Annotated in this window: 24 protein-coding genes; 11 read left to right on the top strand and 13 right to left on the bottom strand. The window is 55.6% G+C overall.

The genetic code is table 11. From position 1 onward, the window contains the following. Window positions 1–100: 100 nt before the first annotated feature. From ACX1CU_RS23485 to gpmM, 3 genes are read right to left on the bottom strand one after another with little or no spacing between them, the layout of a single operon-like run. Window positions 101–1051: a divergent polysaccharide deacetylase family protein gene (locus ACX1CU_RS23485; protein WP_459400572.1), complete on the bottom strand. Its 951-nt coding sequence runs from the start codon at window positions 1049–1051 to the stop codon at window positions 101–103. Window position 1052: 1 nt separating this feature from the next. Next, window positions 1053–2387, bottom strand: a complete 1335-nt coding sequence (gene envC, locus ACX1CU_RS23480) for a murein hydrolase activator EnvC (protein WP_459400571.1) — start codon at window positions 2385–2387, stop codon at window positions 1053–1055. A gap of 9 nt (window positions 2388–2396) precedes the next feature. Beyond that, on the bottom strand, window positions 2397–3941 hold the full coding sequence (gene gpmM / locus ACX1CU_RS23475) for a 2,3-bisphosphoglycerate-independent phosphoglycerate mutase (RefSeq protein ID WP_459400570.1): 1545 nt from the start codon (window positions 3939–3941) through the stop codon (window positions 2397–2399). A gap of 295 nt (window positions 3942–4236) precedes the next feature. Between gpmM and ACX1CU_RS23470 the strand changes: the two genes are divergently transcribed. From ACX1CU_RS23470 to cysE, 5 genes are all read left to right on the top strand, one after another. Further along, window positions 4237–4671 carry a rhodanese-like domain-containing protein gene (locus ACX1CU_RS23470; RefSeq protein ID WP_459400569.1) on the top strand — a complete coding sequence of 145 codons (435 nt, stop codon included), beginning with the start codon at window positions 4237–4239 and terminating at the stop codon, window positions 4669–4671. A 37-nt stretch (window positions 4672–4708) separates the two neighbouring features. Then, the gene (gene grxC, locus ACX1CU_RS23465; RefSeq protein ID WP_459400568.1) at window positions 4709–4957 is read left to right on the top strand and encodes a glutaredoxin 3; all 249 of its coding nucleotides are present in this window, start codon (window positions 4709–4711) and stop codon (window positions 4955–4957) included. Between the two features lie 111 nt (window positions 4958–5068). Further along, the gene (gene secB / locus ACX1CU_RS23460; protein ID WP_459400567.1) at window positions 5069–5548 is read left to right on the top strand and encodes a protein-export chaperone SecB; all 480 of its coding nucleotides are present in this window, start codon (window positions 5069–5071) and stop codon (window positions 5546–5548) included. Further along, window positions 5548–6567 (top strand): NAD(P)H-dependent glycerol-3-phosphate dehydrogenase, encoded by a 1020-nt coding sequence (gpsA, locus tag ACX1CU_RS23455; protein ID WP_459400566.1) that lies wholly within the window; start codon window positions 5548–5550, stop codon window positions 6565–6567. The genes secB and gpsA overlap by 1 nt, the downstream gene beginning before the upstream one ends. A 108-nt stretch (window positions 6568–6675) precedes the next feature. Continuing rightward, window positions 6676–7497 carry a serine O-acetyltransferase gene (gene cysE / locus ACX1CU_RS23450; RefSeq protein WP_459400565.1) on the top strand — a complete coding sequence of 274 codons (822 nt, stop codon included), beginning with the start codon at window positions 6676–6678 and terminating at the stop codon, window positions 7495–7497. A 16-nt stretch (window positions 7498–7513) separates the two neighbouring features. Here the strand turns inward: cysE and rhaM are convergent, their stop codons facing one another. The 5 genes from rhaM to rhaB form a co-directional block, all read right to left on the bottom strand. Beyond that, on the bottom strand, window positions 7514–7828 hold the full coding sequence (rhaM, locus tag ACX1CU_RS23445) for an L-rhamnose mutarotase (RefSeq protein WP_459400564.1): 315 nt from the start codon (window positions 7826–7828) through the stop codon (window positions 7514–7516). 16 nt (window positions 7829–7844) lie between these two features. After that, complete coding sequence (gene fucO / locus ACX1CU_RS23440; RefSeq protein WP_459400563.1) at window positions 7845–8993, bottom strand: lactaldehyde reductase; 1149 nt, start codon at window positions 8991–8993, stop codon at window positions 7845–7847. A gap of 67 nt (window positions 8994–9060) precedes the next feature. Beyond that, window positions 9061–9885, bottom strand: a complete 825-nt coding sequence (gene rhaD, locus ACX1CU_RS23435) for a rhamnulose-1-phosphate aldolase (RefSeq protein ID WP_459400562.1) — start codon at window positions 9883–9885, stop codon at window positions 9061–9063. A gap of 12 nt (window positions 9886–9897) precedes the next feature. Continuing rightward, complete coding sequence (locus ACX1CU_RS23430; protein ID WP_459400561.1) at window positions 9898–11154, bottom strand: L-rhamnose isomerase; 1257 nt, start codon at window positions 11152–11154, stop codon at window positions 9898–9900. Next, window positions 11151–12620: a rhamnulokinase gene (rhaB, locus tag ACX1CU_RS23425; RefSeq protein WP_459400560.1), complete on the bottom strand. Its 1470-nt coding sequence runs from the start codon at window positions 12618–12620 to the stop codon at window positions 11151–11153. Before rhaB ends, ACX1CU_RS23430 begins: the two co-directional genes overlap by 4 nt. 323 nt (window positions 12621–12943) lie before the next feature. On the opposite strand from rhaB, the gene rhaS reads away from it, so the two are divergent. Next, window positions 12944–13765 (top strand): HTH-type transcriptional activator RhaS, encoded by an 822-nt coding sequence (rhaS, locus tag ACX1CU_RS23420; RefSeq protein WP_459400559.1) that lies wholly within the window; start codon window positions 12944–12946, stop codon window positions 13763–13765. A gap of 85 nt (window positions 13766–13850) precedes the next feature. Next, entirely contained in the window at window positions 13851–14705 is an 855-nt protein-coding gene (rhaR, locus tag ACX1CU_RS23415) for an HTH-type transcriptional activator RhaR (RefSeq protein WP_459400558.1), read from the top strand. A 10-nt stretch (window positions 14706–14715) separates the two neighbouring features. Here the strand turns inward: rhaR and rhaT are convergent, their stop codons facing one another. The 4 genes from rhaT to cpxR form a co-directional block, all read right to left on the bottom strand. Further along, on the bottom strand, window positions 14716–15750 hold the full coding sequence (rhaT, locus tag ACX1CU_RS23410; protein ID WP_459400557.1) for an L-rhamnose/proton symporter RhaT: 1035 nt from the start codon (window positions 15748–15750) through the stop codon (window positions 14716–14718). Between the two features lie 210 nt (window positions 15751–15960). Further along, on the bottom strand, window positions 15961–16434 hold the full coding sequence (gene trmL / locus ACX1CU_RS23405; protein WP_459400556.1) for a tRNA (uridine(34)/cytosine(34)/5-carboxymethylaminomethyluridine(34)-2'-O)-methyltransferase TrmL: 474 nt from the start codon (window positions 16432–16434) through the stop codon (window positions 15961–15963). 57 nt (window positions 16435–16491) lie between these two features. Continuing rightward, complete coding sequence (cpxA, locus tag ACX1CU_RS23400) at window positions 16492–17862, bottom strand: envelope stress sensor histidine kinase CpxA (protein ID WP_459400555.1); 1371 nt, start codon at window positions 17860–17862, stop codon at window positions 16492–16494. Next, window positions 17859–18557: an envelope stress response regulator transcription factor CpxR gene (gene cpxR / locus ACX1CU_RS23395; RefSeq protein WP_459400554.1), complete on the bottom strand. Its 699-nt coding sequence runs from the start codon at window positions 18555–18557 to the stop codon at window positions 17859–17861. The genes cpxA and cpxR overlap by 4 nt, the downstream gene beginning before the upstream one ends. Window positions 18558–18705: 148 nt before the next feature. Between cpxR and cpxP the strand changes: the two genes are divergently transcribed. From cpxP to ACX1CU_RS23375, 4 genes are all read left to right on the top strand, one after another. After that, window positions 18706–19200 (top strand): cell-envelope stress modulator CpxP, encoded by a 495-nt coding sequence (gene cpxP, locus ACX1CU_RS23390; protein ID WP_459400553.1) that lies wholly within the window; start codon window positions 18706–18708, stop codon window positions 19198–19200. Window positions 19201–19316: 116 nt separating this feature from the next. Continuing rightward, on the top strand, window positions 19317–20219 hold the full coding sequence (gene fieF, locus ACX1CU_RS23385; protein ID WP_459400552.1) for a CDF family cation-efflux transporter FieF: 903 nt from the start codon (window positions 19317–19319) through the stop codon (window positions 20217–20219). Between the two features lie 221 nt (window positions 20220–20440). Continuing rightward, window positions 20441–21403 carry a 6-phosphofructokinase gene (gene pfkA, locus ACX1CU_RS23380; protein WP_459400551.1) on the top strand — a complete coding sequence of 321 codons (963 nt, stop codon included), beginning with the start codon at window positions 20441–20443 and terminating at the stop codon, window positions 21401–21403. Between the two features lie 184 nt (window positions 21404–21587). Next, complete coding sequence (locus ACX1CU_RS23375) at window positions 21588–22577, top strand: sulfate ABC transporter substrate-binding protein (protein ID WP_459400550.1); 990 nt, start codon at window positions 21588–21590, stop codon at window positions 22575–22577. A gap of 64 nt (window positions 22578–22641) precedes the next feature. Here the strand turns inward: ACX1CU_RS23375 and tpiA are convergent, their stop codons facing one another. Beyond that, window positions 22642–23409, bottom strand: coding sequence for a triose-phosphate isomerase (gene tpiA / locus ACX1CU_RS23370; protein ID WP_459400549.1), 768 nt, complete (start codon window positions 23407–23409; stop codon window positions 22642–22644). Window positions 23410–23412 lie beyond the last annotated feature (3 nt).

The following is a 23412-nucleotide window of genomic DNA, read 5'->3' as shown; positions in this document are numbered from 1 at the left end:
CACTTATTGTGTATAAGCTCCTGGGGATTAGCGCATTTGCCGCCTAGCTGCCACTCGAAATCCATTGGCTACTTACCGGGGTGGATTTCATACCTTATGCTTATGGCGTAGTCTGCTCCGACCCCAACCAATTCTGCCAATGGTGTTTCAGCAACAGCACCACTGGCGACTGTGCAACGCTCTCCCCGATCACCTTCAGCGCTTGGCTGGCATTCACTTTTTCTTTCGGCAGCTTAACCTTGCACTGCTTGATTGCGCCGGTAAACGGATTCTTCGGTTGCACGGTGTGCGGCTTCGCTGGTGGAACATAGCTGCCCCCGCTTTGCTGCGGTTCATTCAGCAGGGCACTGGGTTTTACCAGCACGATATCGCTCGGCAACGTGGCCAGCATCTGTTGCAGCACTTTCACCGTGGCAGGCCGTGGGTGGCCGATGGCAATGGCAGAACCGCTGCGGCGTGCCAACTCAACCGCACGGTTGAACTGACGGCGGATATCGTCCGGGTTGGCGGTATCGTCAAGAAACACTTTGCGTTTGATCACTTTGACATGGGTACCGGCCGCAGCGCGCATCGCCTGGCTGTTGCCGATGGTCATGCTGTCGAGAAAATAGAGCTGATAACCGTCAAGCGCCTGCATCACCTTCTGCATACCCGGCAGGCTGGAGGTCATCGCGCTACCCATATGGTTGTTCATCCCCACTGCATAGGGCACGTTATTGACCGCGTTACGGATGATACGCTGAATTTCTTCACTACTCATTGAGGGTTGCAGCGTATTGGGTTCCAGCGATTGCTTGCTGAGCGGCGCCATTGGCATATGGATCAGCACTTCTCGCCCCTGGCTGTGGGCTTTGGTTGCCATCATCCGGGCGTGGGGCGCGTTGGGCAGAACGGCGACTGAGACGGCCGTGGGCATTTGCATCACAGCATTCTCTTCATGCGGGCGATAGCCGACATCATCAATCACGATGGACAGCTTTCCAGCCTGTGCGGCACAGGCCAGCAGCAGAGAACCCATCAGGATAGCGGTACGCAATTTGCTATAGTGCACTCTATCTTCCCAACCACGGCAGTGGGTTAACGGCCTGACCCTGGCGACGGATTTCAAAATAGAGCGATGGCGTTCCCTGACCACCGCTGGTGCCTACCAGCGCGATAGGCTGGCCTGCACGCACTTGCGCACCGACGTTGACCAGTGCGCTCTGGTTGTAGCCATACAGGCTCATATCACCTTTACCGTGCTCGATCACCACCACCAGACCATAGCCTTGCAGCCAATCGGCAAGCAGGACGCGGCCATCAGCGATGGCTTTCACTTCGCTGCCTTCGGCAGCCGAGATCACCATCCCTTTCCAGCGTAATTCACCTTGCAGTTGTTCGCCAAAGCGATGTTCGGTGCGGCCACGCACTGGCCAAACGGCCTGTCCTTCAGGGCGACCTAAACCGCCGGTGCGCGCCATCAGTGAACGTTCACCTTCGCTAGGCTGATAGCGGGTACCGGTTTTTTTCGCCTGCTGTTCTTTGACTTTAACCTGTTCACGCACTTTGGCGGCTTCACGCGCTTCGCGCTCTGCGCGAGCCCGTGCCTCACGCTCGGCGCGGGCGATCTGGTCACGCAGGCGGGTTTCGTTCTGGCGTAGTTCCACCAGCCGCTGCTGATCTTTTTCCAGCGAGGCTTCCAGTGAAGTCAGGGTTTTCTTGCGTGCGCTGCGTGCCTGTTCCAGCTTCTGTTGCTGGGTTTGCTGCTCGCCGAGTAACGATTTCTGTTGGCCCTGTTTGACCACCAGCGTGCCTTTCTGCTCGGCCAACTGCGTGCGGGTTTGTTGCAGTTGTTCAATGGATTGCTGGCGCGCCACATTCAGATAGCTGAAATAGGCCAGAATACGTTCACTGCGCTGGCTCTCTTCACCGCTGAGGATCAGCTGCAACGCGCTGTGTTGCCCCTGCCGGAACGCGGCATCGAGCTGTTTGGCGAGCATTTCCTGCTGGGTAGATTGCTGTTTTTGCAGTTTGGCGATTGAGGCATTCAGGCCAGAAATATCTTTGCCCAGTTCGCTGAGCGTGCCTTGCGTATCACGCAGTGAACGGCTGGCTTGCGCGATGGTTTTTTCTTGCAGTTTGAGTTGTTCTTGCAATGAGCTGCGCTGTTGCTGTTGTTGCTTCACCGCCTTTTCTTTTTCGGCGATGCTTTGTTGCAGGTCTTTGAGCTGGGATTTGTTGTCTTCTGCCGCATTGCTGGTTAACGGCAATAGCAATGCGCCAGCGAAAAGTACGCTGGCGCAGACGGTGGTCAACTTGCGTAGCGCAGAGCATTCAGGCAGTAATTGGCTGTCTGAGCTTGCGCTACGGATGACCCTTGGTAGTGCAAAATTCGCCTTCTCCCTCATGGAGAAGGATTATTCCACGATGAACAGCGGCTTACCAGTCATCTCTTGCGGGATTTCCATACCCATCAGCGCCAGCATGGTTGGTGCGATATCGGAAAGCTTACCACCTTCAACCGCCTTGGCCGGTTTGCCGACATAAATCAGCGGCACTGGCAGGCTGGTGTGCGCGGTATGCGCCTGGCCGGTAGCCGGATCGCGCATCTGCTCGGCGTTACCGTGGTCCGCAGTGATCAGCAATTGGCCATCAACGGCTTTCACCGCATCAACCACCTGCGCAATGCAGTGGTCCAGCGTTTCTACCGCTTTGACTGCCGCATCATAAACGCCGGTATGGCCCACCATATCGCCATTCGGATAGTTACAGATGATGGCGTCGTACTTGCCGCTGTGGATAGCGGTCAGTAACTTTTCGGTCAGCTCTGCGGAACTCATTTCCGGTTGCAGATCGTAAGTGGCCACTTTTGGTGAGTTGATCAGCACGCGTTCTTCGCCTTTGAACGGCTCTTCGACGCCGCCATTGTAGAAGAAGGTGACGTGAGCGTATTTCTCGGTTTCTGAAATGCGCAGCTGGGTTTTGTCGTGCTTCATCAGCCACTCGCCGAAGGTGTTCGCCAGCGAAGCCGGTGGATAGGCACAGGCGGTCTGGATGTCGGCGGCGTATTCGGTCAGCATCACGAAATCACCGAATTTCACCACTTTAGCCCGTGGGAAACCGTCGAAATCGGCATTGATAAAGGCGCGGGTGATCTGGCGCGCGCGGTCAGCACGGAAGTTCATGAAGATCAGCGCATCGCCGTCATTCATCTGTGCAGTGGCTTCGCCTGCGGCCTGAATCACGGTTGGTTTCACGAATTCATCGTTTTCATCGCGGGCATAGGCGGCTTGCAGCGCGGCAACGGCGTTATCGGCGGTGTATTCGCCTTTGGCCTGAGTCATCAGATCGTAAGCCAGTTGCACGCGATCCCAACGGTTATCACGATCCATAGCGTAGTAACGACCAATCACGGAGGCAATGCGCCCGGCACCCAGTTTGGCGAACTCATCACTGAAACGTTTCAGTGTGTTTTCAGCACTGCGCGGTGGGGTATCACGCCCATCCAGGAACGCATGCAGGTAAACGGCTTTAGCACCACGCTGTGCGGCGAGTTTGATCATCGCCAGAATGTGGTCTTCGTGGCTGTGCACGCCGCCAGGGGACATCAGGCCCATGATGTGTACCGCTTTACCGGCTTTCACCGCGTTGTCTACCGCAGCGGTCAGGGTGGCGTTGGTGAAGAAGTCACCGTCTTTGATTTCTTTGTCCAGGCGGGTCAGATCCTGATAAACGATGCGCCCAGCACCCAGGTTGACGTGGCCCACTTCCGAGTTGCCCATCTGGCCATCAGGCAGACCAACATCCAGACCGGAGGCGGCAATCAGGGTGTGTGGCTGTTGTTGCCACAGACGATCCATGACCGGCGTTTTGGCATTCAGGATCGCGTTGTCCTGCTGTTCTTCCCGGTGGCCATAACCGTCCAGGATCACCAGAACCATGGGCTTTTTCGTACTCGACATTGCTATAACCTCGTTATGATCGCTTAAGTTGTGAATAGCCATCAACCCCTTGGAATGATGGCTATTCACCCTCCAGAACCGAATGATTTTACAACAAAGCCGGGAAAAAAGAGCCTAGAAAGATCAAAGTTGCGTTGAACAATGGCGACTTTCCTTGTGCCATTGCGGTAATTTTTCGGCGCAGACCGCAGTTTCTGCATTCACGCTTGCTTATTGGCTGTATTTGCCGCATTCGGCAGGTATACTCTGAAACCTTGACTTATTTTCCCCTAACTGACGGGAGTTGTTACACCCCATGCTGCAAGAAATTATGCAATTTGTTAGCAGGCATCCCATACTGAGTTTGGCTTGGGTGGCGCTGCTGGCTGCGGTGATCGTTATGACCATCAAGGGCCGTTTCTCTAAAGTGAAAGAGATCACCCGCGGCGAAGCTATTCGCCTGATCAATAAAGAAGATGCTGTAGTGGTAGATACCCGCAGCCGGGATGATTTCCGTAAAGGTCACATTGCCAATGCCATCAATCTGACGGCAAGTGAGATCAAAAGCGGCAGCCTCGGCGAGTTGGAAAAACATAAAGCCCAGCCGATCATTGTGGCTTGCGCTAATGGCACCACATCACGCGAGCCAGCAGAAAATCTGGATAAAGCCGGTTTTGTCAGCGTCTACACCCTGAAAGACGGTATTGCGGGCTGGAGCGGTGAAAACCTGCCATTGGCACGCGGCAAGTAATTTATTTACGTAGTTGTAGTTTAAGGTGGTTTTTTCCATGGCTAGCATTGATATTTACACCAAGGCAACCTGTCCGTTCTGCCATCGCGCCAAAGCGTTGCTGAACAGTAAGGGAGCTGCGTTCAACGAGATTGCTATCGATGGCAATAACGTGAAGCGCGAAGAGATGATTGCGCGCAGTGGGCGAACCACCGTGCCTCAGATTTTCATCGACGGTCAGCACGTGGGTGGCTGCGATGATTTACATGCACTCGATGCTCGCGGTGGCCTTGATCCGCTGCTTTAAGCGGGTAGTTATACCCACAGGGCTTGGCGCTGCAGTCTGCAGTTTCAAGCTGCTTAGGGTATACCGGTTACTGAGTGTCAATAAGGATATTTAACTAAGGGTATCAGACAAATGTCAGAACAAAACACCACAGAGATGGCTTTCCAGATCCAACGTATCTACACCAAGGATATCTCTTTCGAAGCGCCAAACGCTCCGCAAGTATTCCAGCAGGAATGGCAGCCAGAAGTTAAACTTGATCTGGATACCGCTTCCAGCCAATTGACTGATGGCGTGTATGAAGTGGTACTGCGCGTAACCGTAACGGCGTCTCTGGGCGAAGAAACTGCGTTCCTGTGTGAAGTTCAGCAGGCGGGCATCTTCTCCGTAGCCGGGATCGAAGGGACGCAGCTGGCGCACTGCCTGGGTGCATACTGCCCGAACATTCTGTTCCCGTATGCGCGTGAGTGCATCACCAGCCTGGTTTCTCGCGGTACATTCCCGCAACTGAACCTGGCACCGGTCAACTTTGACGCGCTGTTCATGAGCTATCTGCAACAGCAGCAACAGCAGGCCGAAAGCGAAGGTGCCGAACCACATCAGGATGCCTGATGAACACCGTCAATGCTTCAATGACTGTTATCGGTGCCGGCTCGTACGGCACCGCATTAGCGATTACGCTGGCGCGTAACGGCCATCCGGTCATATTGTGGGGGCATATCCCCGAAAAAATTCAGATTATGCAGCGCGATCGCTGCAATCAGGCGTTTCTTCCCGACGTTGCTTTCCCCGATACCTTGCTGCTCGAAGCCGATCTGGCCCGTGCGCTGGCGGCCAGCCGTGATGTGCTGGTGGTGGTGCCGAGCCATGTATTTGGTGACGTGCTGCGCCAGTTGAAACCGCATCTGCGCCCGGATGCCCGCATTGTATGGGCTACCAAAGGCCTGGAAGCGGAAACTGGCCGGTTGCTGCAAGACGTGGCGCGCGAAGCGTTGGGCGATAATATACCGCTGGCGGTGATCTCTGGACCGACGTTTGCCAAAGAGCTGGCAGCCGGGCTGCCGACGGCGATTGCGCTGGCGGCCACCGACGAGCAGTTTGCCGAAGATTTGCAGCAGTTGCTGCACTGCGGCAAAAGCTTCCGCGTGTACAGCAACCCTGATTTTATTGGGGTGCAGTTGGGCGGCGCGGTAAAAAACGTCATCGCCATCGGCGCTGGCATGTCCGACGGTATCGGCTTTGGTGCCAACGCGCGTACCGCGTTGATCACCCGTGGGCTGGCGGAAATGAGCCGTCTTGGTTCCGCACTGGGCGCTGACCCGTCAACGTTTATGGGCATGGCGGGGTTGGGTGACCTGGTGTTAACCTGCACGGATAATCAATCGCGCAACCGGCGTTTCGGTATTATGCTGGGGCAGGGCATGGACGTGAATGAAGCACAGGCCAGCATTGGGCAAGTGGTGGAAGGCTATCGCAATACCAAAGAGGTCTTGGCGCTGGCGCAACGTCATGGTGTGGAAATGCCGATTACCGAGCAGATTTACCAGGTGTTGTACTGTGATAAAAATGCCCGCGAGGCCGCGCTGAGTCTGCTGGGGCGTACCAGAAAAGACGAAAAACACAGCGCTTGACCTAAGGAAGGGTTCAGGACCAGAAGTCTTGTGCCTCAGGATTGGATTGAGCCACCTTGCCGGAAACCCTGGCAAGGTGGCTTGTTTTGTAAGGCAGAGAGGAAAGCGATGTCAGTAGAAGAGTTAGAGCAGGTCTGGAGCAATATAAAATCAGAGGCGAGAGCACTGGCTGATTGTGAACCGATGCTGGCTAGCTTTTTCCACGCAACGTTGCTTAAGCATGAAAACCTGGGCAGTGCGCTCAGTTATATCCTGGCCAACAAGCTGGCCAATCCGATCATGCCAGCGATTGCCGTACGTGAAGTGGCGGAAGACGCTTACCGCTCTGATTCACAAATGATTGTTGCAGCGGCTCGCGATATTCTTGCGGTGCGGCTGCGCGACCCGGCGGTGGATAAATACTCTACGCCACTGCTGTACCTTAAAGGTTTTCACGCTTTGCAGGCCTATCGCATTGCGCACTGGCTGTGGATGCAGGGGCGTCAGGCCCTGGCGGTTTATCTGCAAAATCAGATCTCTGTCGCCTTTAGCGTGGATATCCATCCGGCGGCCACCATCGGCTGCGGCATCATGCTCGATCATGCGACCGGCATTGTGATCGGTGAAACCGCGGTGGTGGAGAATAACGTCTCTATCCTGCAATCGGTGACCCTCGGCGGGACCGGCAAAACCAGCGGCGATCGCCACCCTAAAATCCGTGAAGGCGTGATGATTGGCGCTGGTGCCAAAATTCTCGGCAATATTGAAGTGGGCAAAGGGGCGAAAATCGGTGCTGGTTCGGTAGTGTTGCACTCCGTGCCACCTCATACCACTGCCGCAGGCGTTCCTGCCCGCCTGGTTGGGCGGCCTGAAAGTGATACGCCGTCGATGGATATGAATCAGTATTTCAACGGCGTGAATCACGGGTTTGAATACGGCGACGGGATTTAACCCGCCGCCTTATCAGTTACTCCAAATAAAACACCTCACGCAGTGCTGAGCTGACCGGGCTGTGATCCGGGTTGCTTGGCATCACGTCGCTCATAAAACGCCACCAGCGCTGGCAGGTGGCGGTATTAGCCACGGCGTTCCAGCGCTCTTCCGACTCGATCTCAACATAGCCAAACAGCAGGTTGCGCGCTTCGTCCAGAAAGATGGAGTAGTGGTGCGCTCCGTGCTCTTTCAGCACTTGTTCCAGCTCTGGCCAGATCGGGTTATGGCGCTGTTGATATTCCGCGTGGGCACTCGGGTTAACCTGCATCACAAAAGCTTTACGGATCATGGATTTTCCTCCGCTATTACAGCGCCGCTAAATACAGCTCGCGCACCTGTTCGCGATCGGCCGGGCGTGGGTTGCAGGGTGCACAAGGGTCGGCCAGCGCTTTATCCAGCCAGTTTTCAATATCCTGTTCCTGGATGCCGAGCGCCGAGAAACCTGCTGGGATCCCCACGCGCAGCGAAAGTGCACGAATGGCGGCGATCGCCTGATGGCTGGCCTGCTCTTCATCCATTCCCTGGGTATTCACGCCCAAAGCCTGCGCGATGCGAGCAAAACGCGCCACGGCATTGGGGCGGTTAAACGCTTCGATCACCGGCAGCAGGATGGCATTGCACACGCCGTGCGGCAGATTGTGGGTGGCGCCGGGTTGGTGGGCTAACGCATGCACCAAGCCAAGCCCGGCACTGTTAAATGCCATGCCAGCCAGATATTGGCCATATGCCATCATTTCCCGCGCTTGCAGGTTGTTACCGTCGTCCACTGCGGCGGGTAGCCAAGTGCCGATCAGGCGAATCGCTTCCAAGGCTGAGTGATCGGTCAACGGATGGGCTCCGACAGAAACATAGGCTTCTATTGCATGAGTTAGTGCGTCCATGCCGGTGGCGGCGGTCACGCTGGTGGGAATGTTCAGCATCACGGCCGGATCGTCCACGGCAATATCCGGGATGATATTGGTGTCGATAATCACTTCTTTGACGTGGCGCTGGCTGTCGGTGATCACCGCATTGCTGGTCATCTCGGCTGCGGTGCCGGCGGTAGTGTTGATGGCGACCAGCGGCGCACCCGCCTGTTTGACCTTACCTACGCCCGAATAGGCGGTGGAAGGGCCGGGGTTGCCGGTGAGGATTTTGATCGCTTTGGCGGTGTCGATCGGGCTGCCGCCGCCGAAAGCAATCAGGTAGTCACACTGGTGCTGCTTGAATGCTTGCCAACCCTTCTGCACCAGTTCTTCGGTGGGATTGGGGAATACTTCATTGAACATCGCGTAGGGCAGCGCCTGTTGTTGCAGGGCGCTGAACAGCCCTTCCAGCAGGCCAAGCTCAACCAACTGACCATCGGTGACAATCAGCGCTTTACCCCATTGTTTTTGCGCCAGCAGCTTAACCATATCTTCAATGGCGCCACAGCCGTGCAAACTGATTTTTGGTAATGCCAGCATGAAACTCATATGTATTACTCCTGAAGTGAGAATGCATTGTGATGCGCCCACCTAAGTGGACGCAGGGAATGCATTCTCAGTCTTCGAGCGCCGCTGCCAGCGGCGTGACGCCAAAGCGCTGGGCCAGCGCGGCTAACTGGCTGCCAGAAATGGTCTGTTTCTTGCCGCCCATCGACAGCACTTTCACCATGATTTCGGCAGATTTCTCTGCGGTGTCGATCAGGCCGAAAGCGTCATCCAGCGTTGGGCCGGTGCCAAAGATGCCGTGGAACGGCCACAGTACCAGGCTGTGCGCCTGCATCTGTTCGGCGGTATGGGTGCCGATCCCGTCGGTACCCGGTACCATCCACGGCACAATGCCGATGCCGTCCGGGAACACCACCAGGCATTCGGTGCTGCCTTCCCACAACAGGCGGGTAAAGCGGGCATTATCCAGTTCCTGCACAAAGCTCAGTGCGATCAGGTTGGTGGCGTGGCAGTGCATGATGACGCGATCGCTACCGCCGCTGACCCGCATACGTACGATGTGTGACTGGAAGTGGGCCGCCAGTTCCGAGGTCGGCAGGCCGCCTTGCGCAAGCCCCCAGTGGATGTGATAGGCGGTACCGTTATGGTTAAGTTGCAGCAGCACCAGGTTTTCTTCTGGGGCCAGTTGCACGTTGCGGAAGAACTTGCCGGATCCGGTGACCAGGAACCAGCAGTTGGCCAGTTCGCTGGCCGGTTGCGTTAGTTCTACGCAGCGTGGCTGGGTGACGAAGTCGTTACGGAAAGGCTCAACGTCTTCCGCCGTCAGTCGCAGGCTGACATTGCCGCCGTTGCGTTCATCCCAGCCTTTGAGCCACATATCGCTGGTGGCTTTGATCATGCCCTGGATAAACCAGGAGGAAAGTAGCTGTTGCATTGCGCGGTATCCTTAACGTTGGCTGAGAATCTGTTGTTCGTAGCTGCGCACGTTGTCGAGCCAACTGGCATCGGCCGGGACATCGTTACGCTGGCAGTAGGTTTCCCACACGGCTTGCCACGGCAGGCATTTTTGCTCTTCCAGCAGGGCCAAGCGTGCGGTGTAATCACCGCGTAGTTCGAGCTGACGCAGCATTGCGGTCGGCTCAAGCAGGGCGCGTAGCAGTGCTTTTTTCATATTGCGCGTACCGATCACCCAGGCGGCGATGCGGTTGATCGAGGCGTCGAAGAAATCCAGGCCGATATGTACGCGGTTGAACAGGTTGTGGCGCACGATCTCACTGGCGATGGCCTGGGTTTCGTCATCCAACAGCACCACGTGATCGCTGTCCCAGCGCACCGGGCGGCTGACGTGCAGCAACAGGCGCGGAACATACAGCATGGCGCTGGAGATTTTGTCGGAAATCACTTCGGTGGGGTGGAAGTGCCCGGCATCCAGGCACAGCGCGGTCTGGCGGCTGGCGGCGTAGCCGAGGTAGAACTCATTGGAGCCGACGGTGTAGCTCTCTGCGCCGATGCCGAACAGTTTGCTTTCCACGGCGTCGATATGGTGGGCCGGGTCGAGCTTTTCGGCGATCACTTCATCCAGTGCGCTCAATAAACGTTGGCGCGGGGCCAAGCGATCGATCGGCGTGTCTTTCATGCCATCCGGGATCCAGATATTCATCACCGAAGGCGTGCCGAGCTGCTCACCGAAATAGGCGGAAACGCGGCGGCTAGCCTGGCAGTGTTCAATCCAGAACTGGCGGATGGCTGGATCGGCGTGCGACAGGGTAAAACCGTCTGCGCTCAGCGGGTGCGAGAAACACGAAGGGTTGAAATCCAGGCCCAGCCGGTGCCGTTTTGCCCATTCCACCCAGTTCTTGAAATGACGTGGCTCAATCTGGTTACGTGCTACCGGCGTCTCGGATTCGAGATAAATCGCGTGCAGATTCAGGCGGTTCGGGCCGGGGATCAGCGCCAGCGCCTGCTCCAGATCGGCACGCAGCTCTTTGGCATTACGCGCTTTGCCGGGGTAGTTACCGGTCGCCTGAATGCCGCCGGTCAGCGAGCCTTCCGGGTTTTCAAAACCGGCCACGTCATCGCCCTGCCAGCAGTGCATGGAGACTGGCAGAGTATCCATCGCCTGAATGGCGGCCTCAACGTCAACGCCAACGGCGGCAAAGCGCTGTTTTGCCAGTTCCCAGGCTTGTTCAATAGAGCTTTTCATATACAAAGTTCCTTAGGTAATTGACTCAACGACTGAAATTGCGGCCAGTGGGCGGCAAAGTCGGGATTGTCGCGAGGGGTGAAATGTTGCAGCGGGAAATTCTGCGCCACGATGCGGCGGAATTGCCCGATATCGGCGACGGCATCCAAGGCCATCAACTGGCAGCCGACGTTGCCCAGCGTAGAGGCCTCGATCGGCCCGGCGCTGATGGCCAGCCCACAGGCATCGGCACACAGTTGATTGAGAAAATGGTTCTGGCTGCCGCCGCCAACGATATGCAAATGGCTCAGCGGGCGGCCATGCAGGGTGGCCAACTCCTGTGCCACCTGGCGGTAGAGCATGGCCAGGCTGTCGAAGATACAGCGCACCAGTTGCGCAGGGCTCTCCGGTACCGGCATCTCCTGTTCACGGCAATAGGCCTGAATGGTCTGGCACATGTTGGCCGGGTTGATAAAGCGATCGTCATTGGGGTTGATCAACGAGCGGCAGGCGGGTTGCTGCGCGGCTTGGGTAATCAACGCCGGTAAATCGCCGATATTCAACTCCTGAGTGGCGCGTTGCAGCAGCCACAGGCCCATGATGTTTTTCAGTACCCGATAACCGGTTGCGCCGCCTTCGTTGGTGATGTTGGCCGCCAGCGATCTGGGGTTAACAATCGGTACCGGGCTTTCAATGCCCATTAGCGACCAGGTGCCGGAACTGAGGTAAGCAGCATTGGCATCCTGCAACGGCGTGGCGAGCACCGCGCTGGCAGTATCGTGAGTGGCGACGGCGATAACCGGCACTTGCTGGCCGCTGGCGCTGGCCCAATAGCCCACGCGGTTGCCCGGCGGGGTCGGCTTACCGAACCAACGTGTTGGCACGCCCGCCCAGGCAAGCAGCTCGGTATCCCATTGATCAGTATCGATATTCAGTAATTGGGTGGTGCTGGCGTTGGTGTATTCCCAGTTCAGTTGCCCGGTCAGCCGGAAGTGCAGATAGTCTGGGATCAGCAGCAGGTGCGCTACGCGCTCTAACAGCTCAGGCTGCTGCTCGCGCAAGGCGCGTAACTGATACAGGGTGTTGAAGGGCAGAAACTGAATGCCGGTGCGATGGTAGATATTGCTCCGCCCAAGAGTGCGCTGGGCTTGCGCCATTGTGCCCTGCGTGCGGGCATCGCGGTAAGAGACCGCTTGGCCGACTCGCTCGCCTTGGGCATCCAGCAGCACAAAATCCACCCCCCAGGTGTCGATACCGATGCTGTCGAGCACGATGCCCTGCTCATCAAGCTGAGCGAGCGCCTGGCGGATGTGCTGCTCCAGCGCATCCAAGTCCCAGCAGTCCTGCCCATCCCGCTGTTGCAAACGGTTGGTAAAACGGCTGACTTCCCGTAGCTGGAGAAGCTGTTGTTCCGGTTGATAGCTGGCCAGCATCACGCGCCCGCTAGAGGCACCCAGATCGATGGCAGCAATGTTGCGTGTAGTCATGAGTGAAAGCCCGTTATTGCTTGATGACGGGCAGTGTAGAAAGTTGCGGGTAGCGAAGCCTTCTCGCTACTGCCAATGCCGAGGGCGGGTTGGCAAAATGGCAAAGGTAAAGGTGAAGCAGCTCACAGTTTGCCATTCAGCCCGGTTTTCTGCGGGTTGTGACCTTGCACGCATTTCTCAACATTGCTGCGGCTTTCTTAAAAAACGCACAGATTTAGCGTGCTTTTCGGTCAAAAACTTAAGGTATCTTCCTTGATGCTTCTCTTACTATCGTTAACCGACGTTGCGCGGTAATCCCGCCGCGCCAAGGAACGGGGGGTAAGATGAATCTATTACACAGTAGTGATTTTTTCCCTTCCTGTAGCGCGCCCGTGGTGATTGAACCCCGTGAACCGCAGCAGGCTTTTCCAGAACATCATCATGATTTTTACGAAATCGTGATTGTTGAACAGGGAGCCGGTGTCCATGTGTTTAACGGCAATCCTTATACCCTTAACAGTGGCTGCGTCTGTTTTGTGCGCGATCACGATCGCCATCTGTTTGAACAGACCGACGGTTTAATCCTGACCAATATCCTGTTTCGCGCCCCAGGGGCGTTCCGCTTTGTTTCCGGCGTGGAACAGTTCCTGCCCCGCGAGCGCGACGGTATTTATCCCGCGCATTGGCGCATCAACCATCAGGTGTTGCAGCAGGTTAAGCAGCTGATTGCATTACTGATGAGTGCGCCAGCAGGTGACCAGCCGGAAGAGATTGCGCTGCATGAAAGTGTGTTTATGCAACTGCTGGTGCAGCTGTGGCGCGGGTGCATGGCGCGGCAGGGCGACGATCAGGAAGGGCGTTTACACCAACTGCTGGACTGGTTGCAAAACCATTACGCCGAACAAATCGAATGGCCGGAATTGGCAGAACGCTTTGCCATACCGTTACGCACGTTGCACCGGCAGTTGAAGAACCACACCAATATGACACCACAGCGTTATCTGACTCACCTGCGGCTGTTGCAAGCGCGCCATATGCTGTGCCACAGCGACCGCAGTATTACCGATATCGCCTTTCGCTGTGGCTTTGGTGACAGCAACCACTTCTCAACGCTGTTCAAGCGCGAGTTTACCTGCCCACCGCGTGCGCTGCGGGGTTTGCGTTAGCGGCGTGAAATCGCGATCGTATCAATTTTCCTCGCTTCAGGTTCGGTAATAATGCCCAGTGGTGATGAATAAAAAAGGTGTACAGATGAGGGAATCATTACTGTTGGAGAGCCGCGATTATCTGCCCTCTGAGCAGATGCCGGTAGCGGTGGCGGAACGCTATCCCCAGGAAGGGTTTGCTACCCATACTCACCAGTTTTGCGAGATCGTCATCGTCTGGCGCGGCAATGGCCTGCATGTGCTGAACGATCGCCCTTATCGCATAACCTGCGGGGATATTTTTTATCTGCGCGCCAGCGATTGCCACAGCTATGAGTCCGTACACGATCTGGTACTGGATAATATCATTTACTGCCCTGAACGCCTGCGGCTGAATGCGCAATGGGAAAGCCTGCTGCCACCGTTTGCTGCATTGGACGAGCGTTACTGGCGGCTATCCACCCAGGGCATGGCACAGGCGCGGCCGATCATTGCTCAGCTTTCGCAGGAGAGCCGTAAAACCGATTCGCTGTCGCTGCAATTAACCGAAGCGCTGCTGCTGCAACTGGCGATCGTGCTGAAACGCCATCGCTATGCGGTGGACAAAGCGCATATGCTACCGGATGGCGAGCAGTTGGATTTATTGATGGCGGCGCTGCAAAGCGGCATCGACGGGCATTTTGAACTGGGGTTATTTTGCCAACAGCACCGTTTAACCGAGCGGGCGCTGAAGCTGCTGTTCCGCCAGCAGACCGGCATGACCATCAACCACTATCTGCGGCAGATCCGGCTATGCCAGGCCAAGCGCTTGCTGCGCCGCAGCGAGTTCCGTATCAGCGACATTGCGGCTCGCTGCGGTTTTGAGGACAGTAACTATTTTTCTGTGGTGTTTGCGCGTGAGGCCGGAATGACCCCACGCGAATATCGTCAGCGGTTTGTGGCGATGGAGGCGTTGCTGTAATCGTCAGCCCTTAAGACGCCATCCCCATACCTACAATGTTGGCCGCCAGAATGATCACCAGGCAGCCGATACACAAGACGGCAACCGGTTTTCTGGTGCCGCATTTCCACTCTTTCAGCAGCAACCCGACGATACCGCCGCACAGTACGTAGAAGCTCATATGCAGCATCCAGCTCATGTAATCGTATTGTGTTGGGATCTTGGCGTGGCCCCAGGCGTAGAAGAAGAATTGCAGATACCACATCAGGCCAGCCAGCATGGAGAACAGCACGTTGATCACCAGCAGCCGCTTCGGTAGCGAGAAATCCGCTTTGACCGACAGGTTGTTCAGAGTTGCCAGGCGGATAAAGCAGTAACCGAGGTTAATCAGCGCACCTCCGCCCATAATCACCACATAGCTTGGCAATGCGACGTACAGCGGATCGATGCCCAAGGCACTCGCCGCTTCATGCATCGGTTTGGCGGCGTCCATGGCAAACGACATCCCTGCCGAGAAAATACCGCACATCACCGCCAGTACCAGCCCTTTTTTCAGGTTGAACTCTTCGGCGCGGATGCCCATGGCCCGCTCTTTCAGCAAGCCCGCGTAGCTGACGATTAACACACCGATCAGCGCAACGAACACGCCAAGCAGCGACATGCGGCCACCGGCGGTACCGAACAGCAGTTCAAACCGGCCTTGCAGCAATGGAGTCATCAGCGTACCGATGATCAGCGTGATGCCAATGGCGATACCAATCCCCATCGACATGCCGAGATAGCGCATGGTCAGGCCATAGTTGATGTTACCAATGCCCCACATGGCACCGAACAGGAACACCGGCAGCAGGGTGGCTGCGCTGAAGGAGCCGTAGTATTGCCAGAAATCAGGCAGCAGCACATAGCTGACTGCCCAAGGTAGAATCAACCAGGAGACGAAGCCGCCGATCGACCACATGGTTTCCCAGGACCAGTTTTTTACCTGTTTGAATGGTGCGTAGAAGCAGGCAGCGCTGGCTGCCCCGACCAGGTGCCAGAGTATCCCCAGCATAATGGCGTTGTTCATCTTGTTTATCCTTCGTTGTTATTGGCGCGGTAAGCCCACGGATGAACAGGAAGTCTAAAGAGAGGTGGCAAAGGGAACCTTCGGGTGGCTGCCGGATGGGGCAACAGCATGGCAAAATTCAGCGGGTGCGTATGCCGACGATCACAGATTTAGCGAGAATGATTTAGGGCGATGTCTGTACGGTAGGCCATCGCCTTGAGGTGGCATATTTTATTCTTTTAGCAAAGCACCTGCGTAACCTAGCTGGCGCCAAGCTTCATACACCACCACGGAAACCGCGTTTGACAGATTCATGCTGCGGCTTTGGGCCTGCATGGGGATGCGGATTTTCTGCTGTGCAGGCAACGCATCGAGAATGCTGGCGGGCAAGCCGCGGGTTTCTGGGCCGAACAGCAGATAGTCACCCGCCTGATAGCTCACCGCGCTGTGCGCTGGGGTGCCTTTGGTGGTCAGGGCAAACAGCCGCTGCGGGTTTTCGCTGGCGAGAAACGCGGGGTAATCGGTATGGCGTTTGATGCTGGCAAATTCATGGTAATCCAGCCCGGCACGGCGCAGGCGTTTGTCATCCCACGGGAAACCCATCGGTTCGATCAGATGCAGCTGGAAGCCGGTATTGGCACACAGGCGGATAATATTGCCGGTGTTGGGTGGAATTTCAGGTTCAAATAAAACGATATTCAGCATGTAAAAGGCCCCTCATGATGAGGGGCGCAGAATAGCAAACTCTTGGCGTGCTGGCGATTAACGCTGATGCAGCGGCAGCCACAGTACCAGGCGCAAACCACCCAACGGGCTGTCTTCGGCCTTTACCCAGCCGCGATGCTGGTTGGCGGCTGCCTCGACGATTGCCAGCCCCAGGCCGGTGCCGCCGGATTCACGATCGCGGGCTTCATCGGTGCGGTAGAACGGGCGGAAGATCTGCTCGCGATCTTCCGCGCTAACGCCAGGGCCGTCGTCATCGACCACGATGGTGACCCCCTGATTATCGGCGCTGAATGCCACCGTAATGCGCGTATGCGAGTAACGCAGGGCGTTACGCACAATGTTCTCCAGCGCGCTGTCCAGCGCACCTACATTGCCGTAAATCGTCCAAGGGCCAGGAGGGGAAGTGACCTCCAGATGTTTGCCCATCTGTTCGGCTTCGAAGCGAGCATTGTCCAGCACTTCGGCCCACAGTTCGTTCGCTTTCAGCAGTTCGCGCACCAGTTCGCTTTTCTGCTGCCCGCGCGACAGGATCAGCAGATCGTTGATCATCGAATCCAATCGTTGGGCTTCGGTTTCAATACGCGCCAGCTCATGCCCTTCGCCGTGACGGCGGCGCATCAAGGCGGTGGCCAGTTGCAGGCGGGTCAGCGGGGTGCGCAGTTCATGGGAGATATCGGAAATCAGCCGTTGCTGGGCCGTCATCATTCTTTCGAGCGCGCTCACCATCTGGTTAAAACTGGCACCGGTGGCGAGGAATTCCTGCGGGCCAGACTCCAGCTCTGGATGCTGTTTCAGGTTACCGCGTGCCACATCGTCGGCGGCATTTTTCAGCTTACGTGCCGGTTTCGCCAGGCTCCAGGCCAGCCACAACAGCAGTGGGGCGCTGATCAGCATGGTAACGATCAGCAGCAACAGCGGGCGGTCAAACATCAGGTTGATAAAATCGGATTGCGGACTGTTCGCCGGGCGGATCAGGTAGAGCTGATAGTTATCTTCGCCATCGCGCACCGAGAACGGGCCGACCAGCTCAACACGGCCATATTTTTTCTTTTTCGGAAAATCTGAGTTATCCGATTGGCCGATGAAGTTGCGCACAATCTGCATTTCGTTGCGCTGGGCACCAATCACCCGCCCTTCGCTGGTGACCAGAATCAGGCGCTGGCCTGGGGGAGCCCATTTATCGATAGCGCGAAACAGGCGGCGCCACCACATCAGATCGTTGGCCGGATCGTTTTGCAACTCGGCCTCGACGTGTTGTTCCAGCATCAACCCCTGCCGCTGCTCGCTGTCCAGCAGCGAGGTTATCTGGCGGGAGTCGAGTTTCGGCACCATCAACACCAACATCAGCACCAAGGCTAATGTGAACCAGAAAATGGCGAAGATGCGTGCCGTCAAACTGTTGATCATGTTGCTGATACCATCAAATAGCCCCGTCCACGCAGGGTTTTGAACCACGGGTGGCCGTCTTTGCGATCCGGCAGCTTACGCCGCAGGTTGGAAATGTGCATGTCAATGGCGCGGTCAAACGGCGTCAGGCGTTTGCCCAACACTTCCTGGCTCAGTAATTCACGTGAGACAACTTGGCCGAGATGCTGTGCCAGCAGGTAGAGCAGGGTAAATTCGGTGCCGGTGAGATCGAGCGCATGCCCGTCAAAAGTCGCCTCTTGGCGACCAGGGTTGAGTTGCAGGCCGTCTACGTCCAGCGTAGGGGCGCTGGTATCCACATTCTGCTGCTGTTCGCTCCAGTTGGAACGGCGGAGAATGGCGCGGATGCGGGCTACCAGTTCGCGATCGTTAAAGGGTTTCGCCAGATAGTCATCGGCACCCAATTCCAGGCCAAGCACCCGGTCCAGTTCGCTGCCACGCGCGGTCAGCATGATCACCGGAGTTTGGTGATGTTGGCGCAGTTCTTTCAACGTATCGATACCGTTTTTCTTCGGCATCATGATATCGAGCAACAGGAGATCGATGGAGCTGTCCAGTAACGACAACGCCTGTTCACCGTCGTGGGCCACGACGATGTTAAAGCCTTCCATTTCAAGCAGTTCTTTCAGCAGCGAGGTTAGCTCGCGGTCATCGTCAACTAACAGAATTTTGTTCATTATGATTTACCTCCTGACGCAAAATACGTCATCAACTGTTGACATTCCATGACTTTACGTAGTTTTACATGCACTGACGCATGTTTGCAGGTGCAGCAGTACACTGCTCCTCGTTGATTCGCAAAGAGAGAATGCTTGAGGAGTGAAAATGCGTAAGTTTACCGCAGTAGCGATGGCATCAATGTTGGCGATAGGTTCTTCCGCTGCCTTTGCTGCCGATACTACACCGGAAACTGCTCAAGCTCCTGCCAATGATGCGATGATGAGAACACCTGGCCAATACCACATGTTTGAGGGTATCAGCCTAACCGAGCAGCAGCGCCAGCAAATGCGCGATTTAATGCGCCAGGCTCGCCACGATCTACCTGATGTTAAGATAGCGGAAATTGAAGCCATGCATCGGCTGGTGACCGCAGACAAATTTGATGAAGCCGCCGTTTATGCCCAGGCGGAAAAGATGGCTCAGGAACAGGTTAAGCGGCAGGTCGAAATGGCCCACATACGCAACCAGATGTATAACCTGCTGACGCCAGAGCAAAAAAGTGTTTTAGACCAGAAACATCAGCAGCGCATGCAGCAGATGGAGCAACAAATTTCTGGTTTGCAGCAAACTTCTGCCCAGAAGTTGAGTACGACTGAGTAGTCCCCTGTTTTTTCCTTGCCATAGACACCATCCCTGTCTTCCCCGCCTTTATGGCGGGGCTTTTTTTGCCTGACATTCCGTTATACTAACGCCATGAGTTTTAGTTGGGGTTCTTTATGGAACAGCAATATGCGCGTCTGGTGAAATCCGCTGCTTTAGCCGCCACCGCGACGGCCTCTGTTTTGCTGCTAATCAAAATCGTTGCCTGGTATCTCACCGGGTCGGTGAGTTTGCTGGCGGCGCTGGTGGATTCTCTGGTTGATATCGCTGCTTCGTTAACCAACCTGTTCGTCGTGCGCTACTCATTGCAACCCGCGGACGAGGAACATGCTTTTGGTCACGGCAAGGCCGAGTCATTGGCGGCGCTGGCGCAGAGCATGTTTATTTCCGGTTCTGCGCTGTTCCTGTTTCTGACCGGTTTCCAGCACCTTTTCTCACCACAGCCACTTAATGACCTCGGTATCGGTATTGCGGTGACGGTCATCGCGCTGGTGAGCACTCTGGTTCTGGTCACCTATCAGCGCTGGGTGGTAAGAAAAACCCGCAGCCAGGCAATACGAGCAGATATGCTGCATTATCAGTCAGATGTCCTGATGAATGGTGCTATTCTAGTGGCGCTGGGGCTCAGCTGGTACGGATTTCACCGTGCGGATGCGCTGTTTGCTTTGGGGATCGGGGTCTATATCCTCTACAGTGCACTGCGGATGGGGTATGAAGCGGTGCAATCTCTGTTGGATCGGGCCTTGCCGGATGAAGAGCGCCAGGCGATTATCGACGTGGTATCCTCCTGGCCAGGAGTAAAGGGGGCGCACGACTTGCGTACCCGGCAATCCGGGCCGACGCGGTTTATTCAGCTGCATCTGGAAATGGAAGACTCGCTGCCGCTGATGCAGGCGCATATTCTGGCTGAGCAGGTTGAGCAGGCGCTGTTGCATCGTTTTCCGGGGGCGGATGTGATTATCCACCAGGATCCCTGCTCTGTAGTGCCAGTAGGCCAGCAGGGTCATTGGGAACTATAGTTAGTTGATTTGGGTCAATAGGGTAGACATTGCGGGAATATCGCCTTAGCTCGGTGTGCTATACGCGGTTTTTTCCGCGATATTGCGTGACCTGAATCAATTCAGCTAAGTCTTTTTGTTATAATATCCAGCAATAAAAGCCGTAAAGCTGGTTTTCTGCAGTCGGAAAGAGTCCAGGGCAATCGGCGAATACAGAATTCTTTACAAGTTCAGAGGTAGTCATGATCAAGAAAATCGGTGTACTGACGAGTGGCGGCGATGCGCCAGGTATGAACGCTGCCATTCGCGGCGTTGTGCGTGCTGCACTCACAGAAGGTCTGGAAGTTTTTGGTATTTACGATGGCTACCTTGGTTTGTACGAAGATCGCATGGATAAATTGGACCGCTATAGCGTGTCTGACATGATCAACCGCGGTGGTACCTTCTTGGGTTCTGCGCGTTTCCCTGAATTCAGAGATGAAAACGTACGTACCAAGGCGATTGAAAACCTGAAAAAGCGTGGTATTGATGCGCTGGTTGTCATTGGCGGTGATGGTTCCTACATGGGGGCGAAGCGCCTGACCGAAGAGGGCTTCCCTTGTATCGGTCTGCCAGGCACCATCGATAACGATGTGGCGGGCACTGACTACACCATCGGTTATTTCACCGCGCTGGAAACCGTGGTGGAAGCGATTGACCGCCTGCGTGATACCTCTTCATCACACCAGCGTATCTCCATCGTTGAAGTGATGGGCCGTTACTGCGGTGAGTTGACGCTGTCTGCCGCCATTGCCGGGGGCTGTGAATTTATCGTGCTGCCGGAAATCGAATTCAGCCGCGACGATCTGGTTAATGAAATCAAAGCCGGTATTGCCAGAGGTAAAAAGCATGCCATCGTGGCTATCACTGAGCACATCTGTGATATCGACGAACTGGCGCGCTATATCGAGCAGGAAACCGGTCGTGAAACCCGTGCGACCGTGTTGGGCCATATCCAGCGTGGCGGTTCGCCGGTGGCTTATGACCGTATCCTGGCGTCTCGCATGGGGGCTTACGCCATTGAACTGCTGCTGCAAGGTTACGGCGGCCGTTGCGTGGGCATTCAGAACGAGAAGATGGTGCACCATGACATCATCGATGCTATCGAAAACATGAAACGCCCGTTCAACATGGACTGGCTGGAAACGGCGAAAAAGCTGTACTGATACGTATTTATTTGCTGCAAACAAGCCTTCGTTTACCGGAGGCTTTTTTTTACGTGTTGCCGTCATATTCCAGAATGGTCTAGCAGGAAATTTTTTATTCTTTAATGGTGAGGGAAATTTCTGGCAGGCTTTGATGTTAAATCAACCTACTGAGGTTGCGGTCATTTTTCTGGGGGAGTAGGCAATGCGTAAATGGGGTGTAGGTGTGACTTTGCTGCTGTTGGTATCCGGTGCCATGGCGAAAGATATTCAATTACTGAACGTTTCATACGATCCAACGCGTGAGTTCTATCAGGAATACAACACCGCTTTCGGTAAATACTGGCAACAGCAGACCGGTGATAACGTCACGGTGCGTCAGTCACACGGTGGTTCCGGCAAGCAAGCCACCTCGGTGATCAACGGCATTGAGGCTGATGTGGTGACGCTGGCATTGGCTTATGATGTGGATGCCATTGCCGAGCGTGGTCGTATCGATAAAGACTGGATCAAGCGCCTGCCAGACAACTCAGCACCCTATACTTCCACCATCGTATTCCTGGTGCGCAAAGACAATCCCAAGCAGATTCATGATTGGCCCGATCTGGTGAAATCAGGTGTGTCGGTGATTACGCCGAATCCAAAAACCTCCGGTGGCGCTCGCTGGAACTATCTGGCGGCCTGGGGTTATGCCCTGCATCACAATAATGGCGATAAAGCCAAGGCGCAGGAATTTGTCAAAAAACTGTACAAGAACGTTGAGGTGCTGGATTCCGGTGCGCGTGGCGCAACTAACACCTTTGTTGAGCGTGGGATCGGTGATGTGCTGATCGCTTGGGAAAACGAAGCGTTATTGGCGGAAAAAGAGCTGGGGAAAGACAAATTTGAAATCATTACCCCGAGCGAATCGGTTTTGGCTGAGCCAACCGTGTCGGTGGTCGACAGAGTGGTGGATAAGCGCGGCACCCGTGAGGTGGCCAATGCCTACCTGAAATACCTGTATTCCACCGAAGGCCAGACTATTGCAGCGAAGAATTACTATCGCCCACGTGATGAGGCGGTTGCCGCCAAATTTGCCGAGCAGTTCCCGAAGCTGAAATTGTTCACCGTGGATGATACGTTCGGCGGCTGGACCAGCGCACAGAAGGTCCATTTTGCGACCGGCGGCGTGTTTGACGAGATCAGTAAGCGGTAATTCATTGAAGATATACACAAAAAACCCCGGCGCGCCGGGGTTTTGCTATTTCAGGCCGGAAAAATCAGGCTTTTTTCGCTGCGGCAGCGGCTTTGACGATCACGGCGAAAGCGTCAGCTTTCAGTGATGCACCACCAACCAGCGCGCCATCGATATCTGGCTGAGCAAACAGTTCTGCGGCATTTTTGTCGTTCACAGAACCGCCGTACTGGATGATCACTTCAGCGGCCACGGCAGCATCCTGCTTGGCGATATGATCGCGGATAAATTTGTGTACTGCCTGTGCCTGCGCAGGGGTAGCAGATTTGCCGGTACCGATGGCCCATACTGGCTCATATGCGATCACGGTACCTTTGAAGGCTTCAGCCCCTTGGGTTTTCAGCACGGCATCGAGTTGGCGTGCGCAAACTTCTTCGGTTTTACCCGCTTCGTTTTCTGCTTCGGTTTCACCGATGCACAGCACTGGGATCAGGCCAGCGGTTTTCAGCACGGCAAATTTCTCAGCGATCGCAGCATCAGTTTCTTTGTGATAAGTCCGGCGCTCAGAGTGGCCGATAATGATGTATTGCGCACCGATGTCTTTCAGCATGTCGGCAGAGACTTCACCGGTGAAAGCGCCGGACAGATTAACGTCAACGTTTTGTGCGCCCAGCGCGATGCGGCTACCGCCCAGCGCGTGCTTGGCCTGATCCAGATACATCACCGGAGGTGCGATGGCAACGCCACAACCGTCAACGCTGCTCAGTTCTTTGCGCAGGCCAGCGATCAGTTCATTGACCATATTGATGCTGCCGTTAAGCTTCCAGTTACCCATAACTAATGGATGACGCATGTG

The organism is Serratia sp. D1N4 (assembly GCF_054552755.1).
Note: the sequence above shows the minus strand (reverse complement) of the source record. Positions and strands in the feature narration are given on the sequence as shown.

Coding starts and splice junctions, on each gene's coding strand:
- envC (WP_459400571.1), bottom strand. CDS start 2,387: ATGAGGGAGAAGGCGAATTTTGCACTACCAAGGGTCATCCGTAGCGCA.
- gpmM (WP_459400570.1), bottom strand. CDS start 3,941: ATGTCGAGTACGAAAAAGCCCATGGTTCTGGTGATCCTGGACGGTTAT.
- ACX1CU_RS23470 (WP_459400569.1), top strand. CDS start 4,237: ATGCTGCAAGAAATTATGCAATTTGTTAGCAGGCATCCCATACTGAGT.
- grxC (WP_459400568.1), top strand. CDS start 4,709: ATGGCTAGCATTGATATTTACACCAAGGCAACCTGTCCGTTCTGCCAT.
- secB (WP_459400567.1), top strand. CDS start 5,069: ATGTCAGAACAAAACACCACAGAGATGGCTTTCCAGATCCAACGTATC.
- gpsA (WP_459400566.1), top strand. CDS start 5,548: ATGAACACCGTCAATGCTTCAATGACTGTTATCGGTGCCGGCTCGTAC.
- cysE (WP_459400565.1), top strand. CDS start 6,676: ATGTCAGTAGAAGAGTTAGAGCAGGTCTGGAGCAATATAAAATCAGAG.
- rhaM (WP_459400564.1), bottom strand. CDS start 7,828: ATGATCCGTAAAGCTTTTGTGATGCAGGTTAACCCGAGTGCCCACGCG.
- fucO (WP_459400563.1), bottom strand. CDS start 8,993: ATGAGTTTCATGCTGGCATTACCAAAAATCAGTTTGCACGGCTGTGGC.
- rhaD (WP_459400562.1), bottom strand. CDS start 9,885: ATGCAACAGCTACTTTCCTCCTGGTTTATCCAGGGCATGATCAAAGCC.
- ACX1CU_RS23430 (WP_459400561.1), bottom strand. CDS start 11,154: ATGAAAAGCTCTATTGAACAAGCCTGGGAACTGGCAAAACAGCGCTTT.
- rhaB (WP_459400560.1), bottom strand. CDS start 12,620: ATGACTACACGCAACATTGCTGCCATCGATCTGGGTGCCTCTAGCGGG.
- rhaS (WP_459400559.1), top strand. CDS start 12,944: ATGAATCTATTACACAGTAGTGATTTTTTCCCTTCCTGTAGCGCGCCC.
- rhaR (WP_459400558.1), top strand. CDS start 13,851: ATGAGGGAATCATTACTGTTGGAGAGCCGCGATTATCTGCCCTCTGAG.
- rhaT (WP_459400557.1), bottom strand. CDS start 15,750: ATGAACAACGCCATTATGCTGGGGATACTCTGGCACCTGGTCGGGGCA.
- trmL (WP_459400556.1), bottom strand. CDS start 16,434: ATGCTGAATATCGTTTTATTTGAACCTGAAATTCCACCCAACACCGGC.
- cpxA (WP_459400555.1), bottom strand. CDS start 17,862: ATGATCAACAGTTTGACGGCACGCATCTTCGCCATTTTCTGGTTCACA.
- cpxR (WP_459400554.1), bottom strand. CDS start 18,557: ATGAACAAAATTCTGTTAGTTGACGATGACCGCGAGCTAACCTCGCTG.
- cpxP (WP_459400553.1), top strand. CDS start 18,706: ATGCGTAAGTTTACCGCAGTAGCGATGGCATCAATGTTGGCGATAGGT.
- fieF (WP_459400552.1), top strand. CDS start 19,317: ATGGAACAGCAATATGCGCGTCTGGTGAAATCCGCTGCTTTAGCCGCC.
- pfkA (WP_459400551.1), top strand. CDS start 20,441: ATGATCAAGAAAATCGGTGTACTGACGAGTGGCGGCGATGCGCCAGGT.
- ACX1CU_RS23375 (WP_459400550.1), top strand. CDS start 21,588: ATGCGTAAATGGGGTGTAGGTGTGACTTTGCTGCTGTTGGTATCCGGT.
- tpiA (WP_459400549.1), bottom strand. CDS start 23,409: ATGCGTCATCCATTAGTTATGGGTAACTGGAAGCTTAACGGCAGCATC.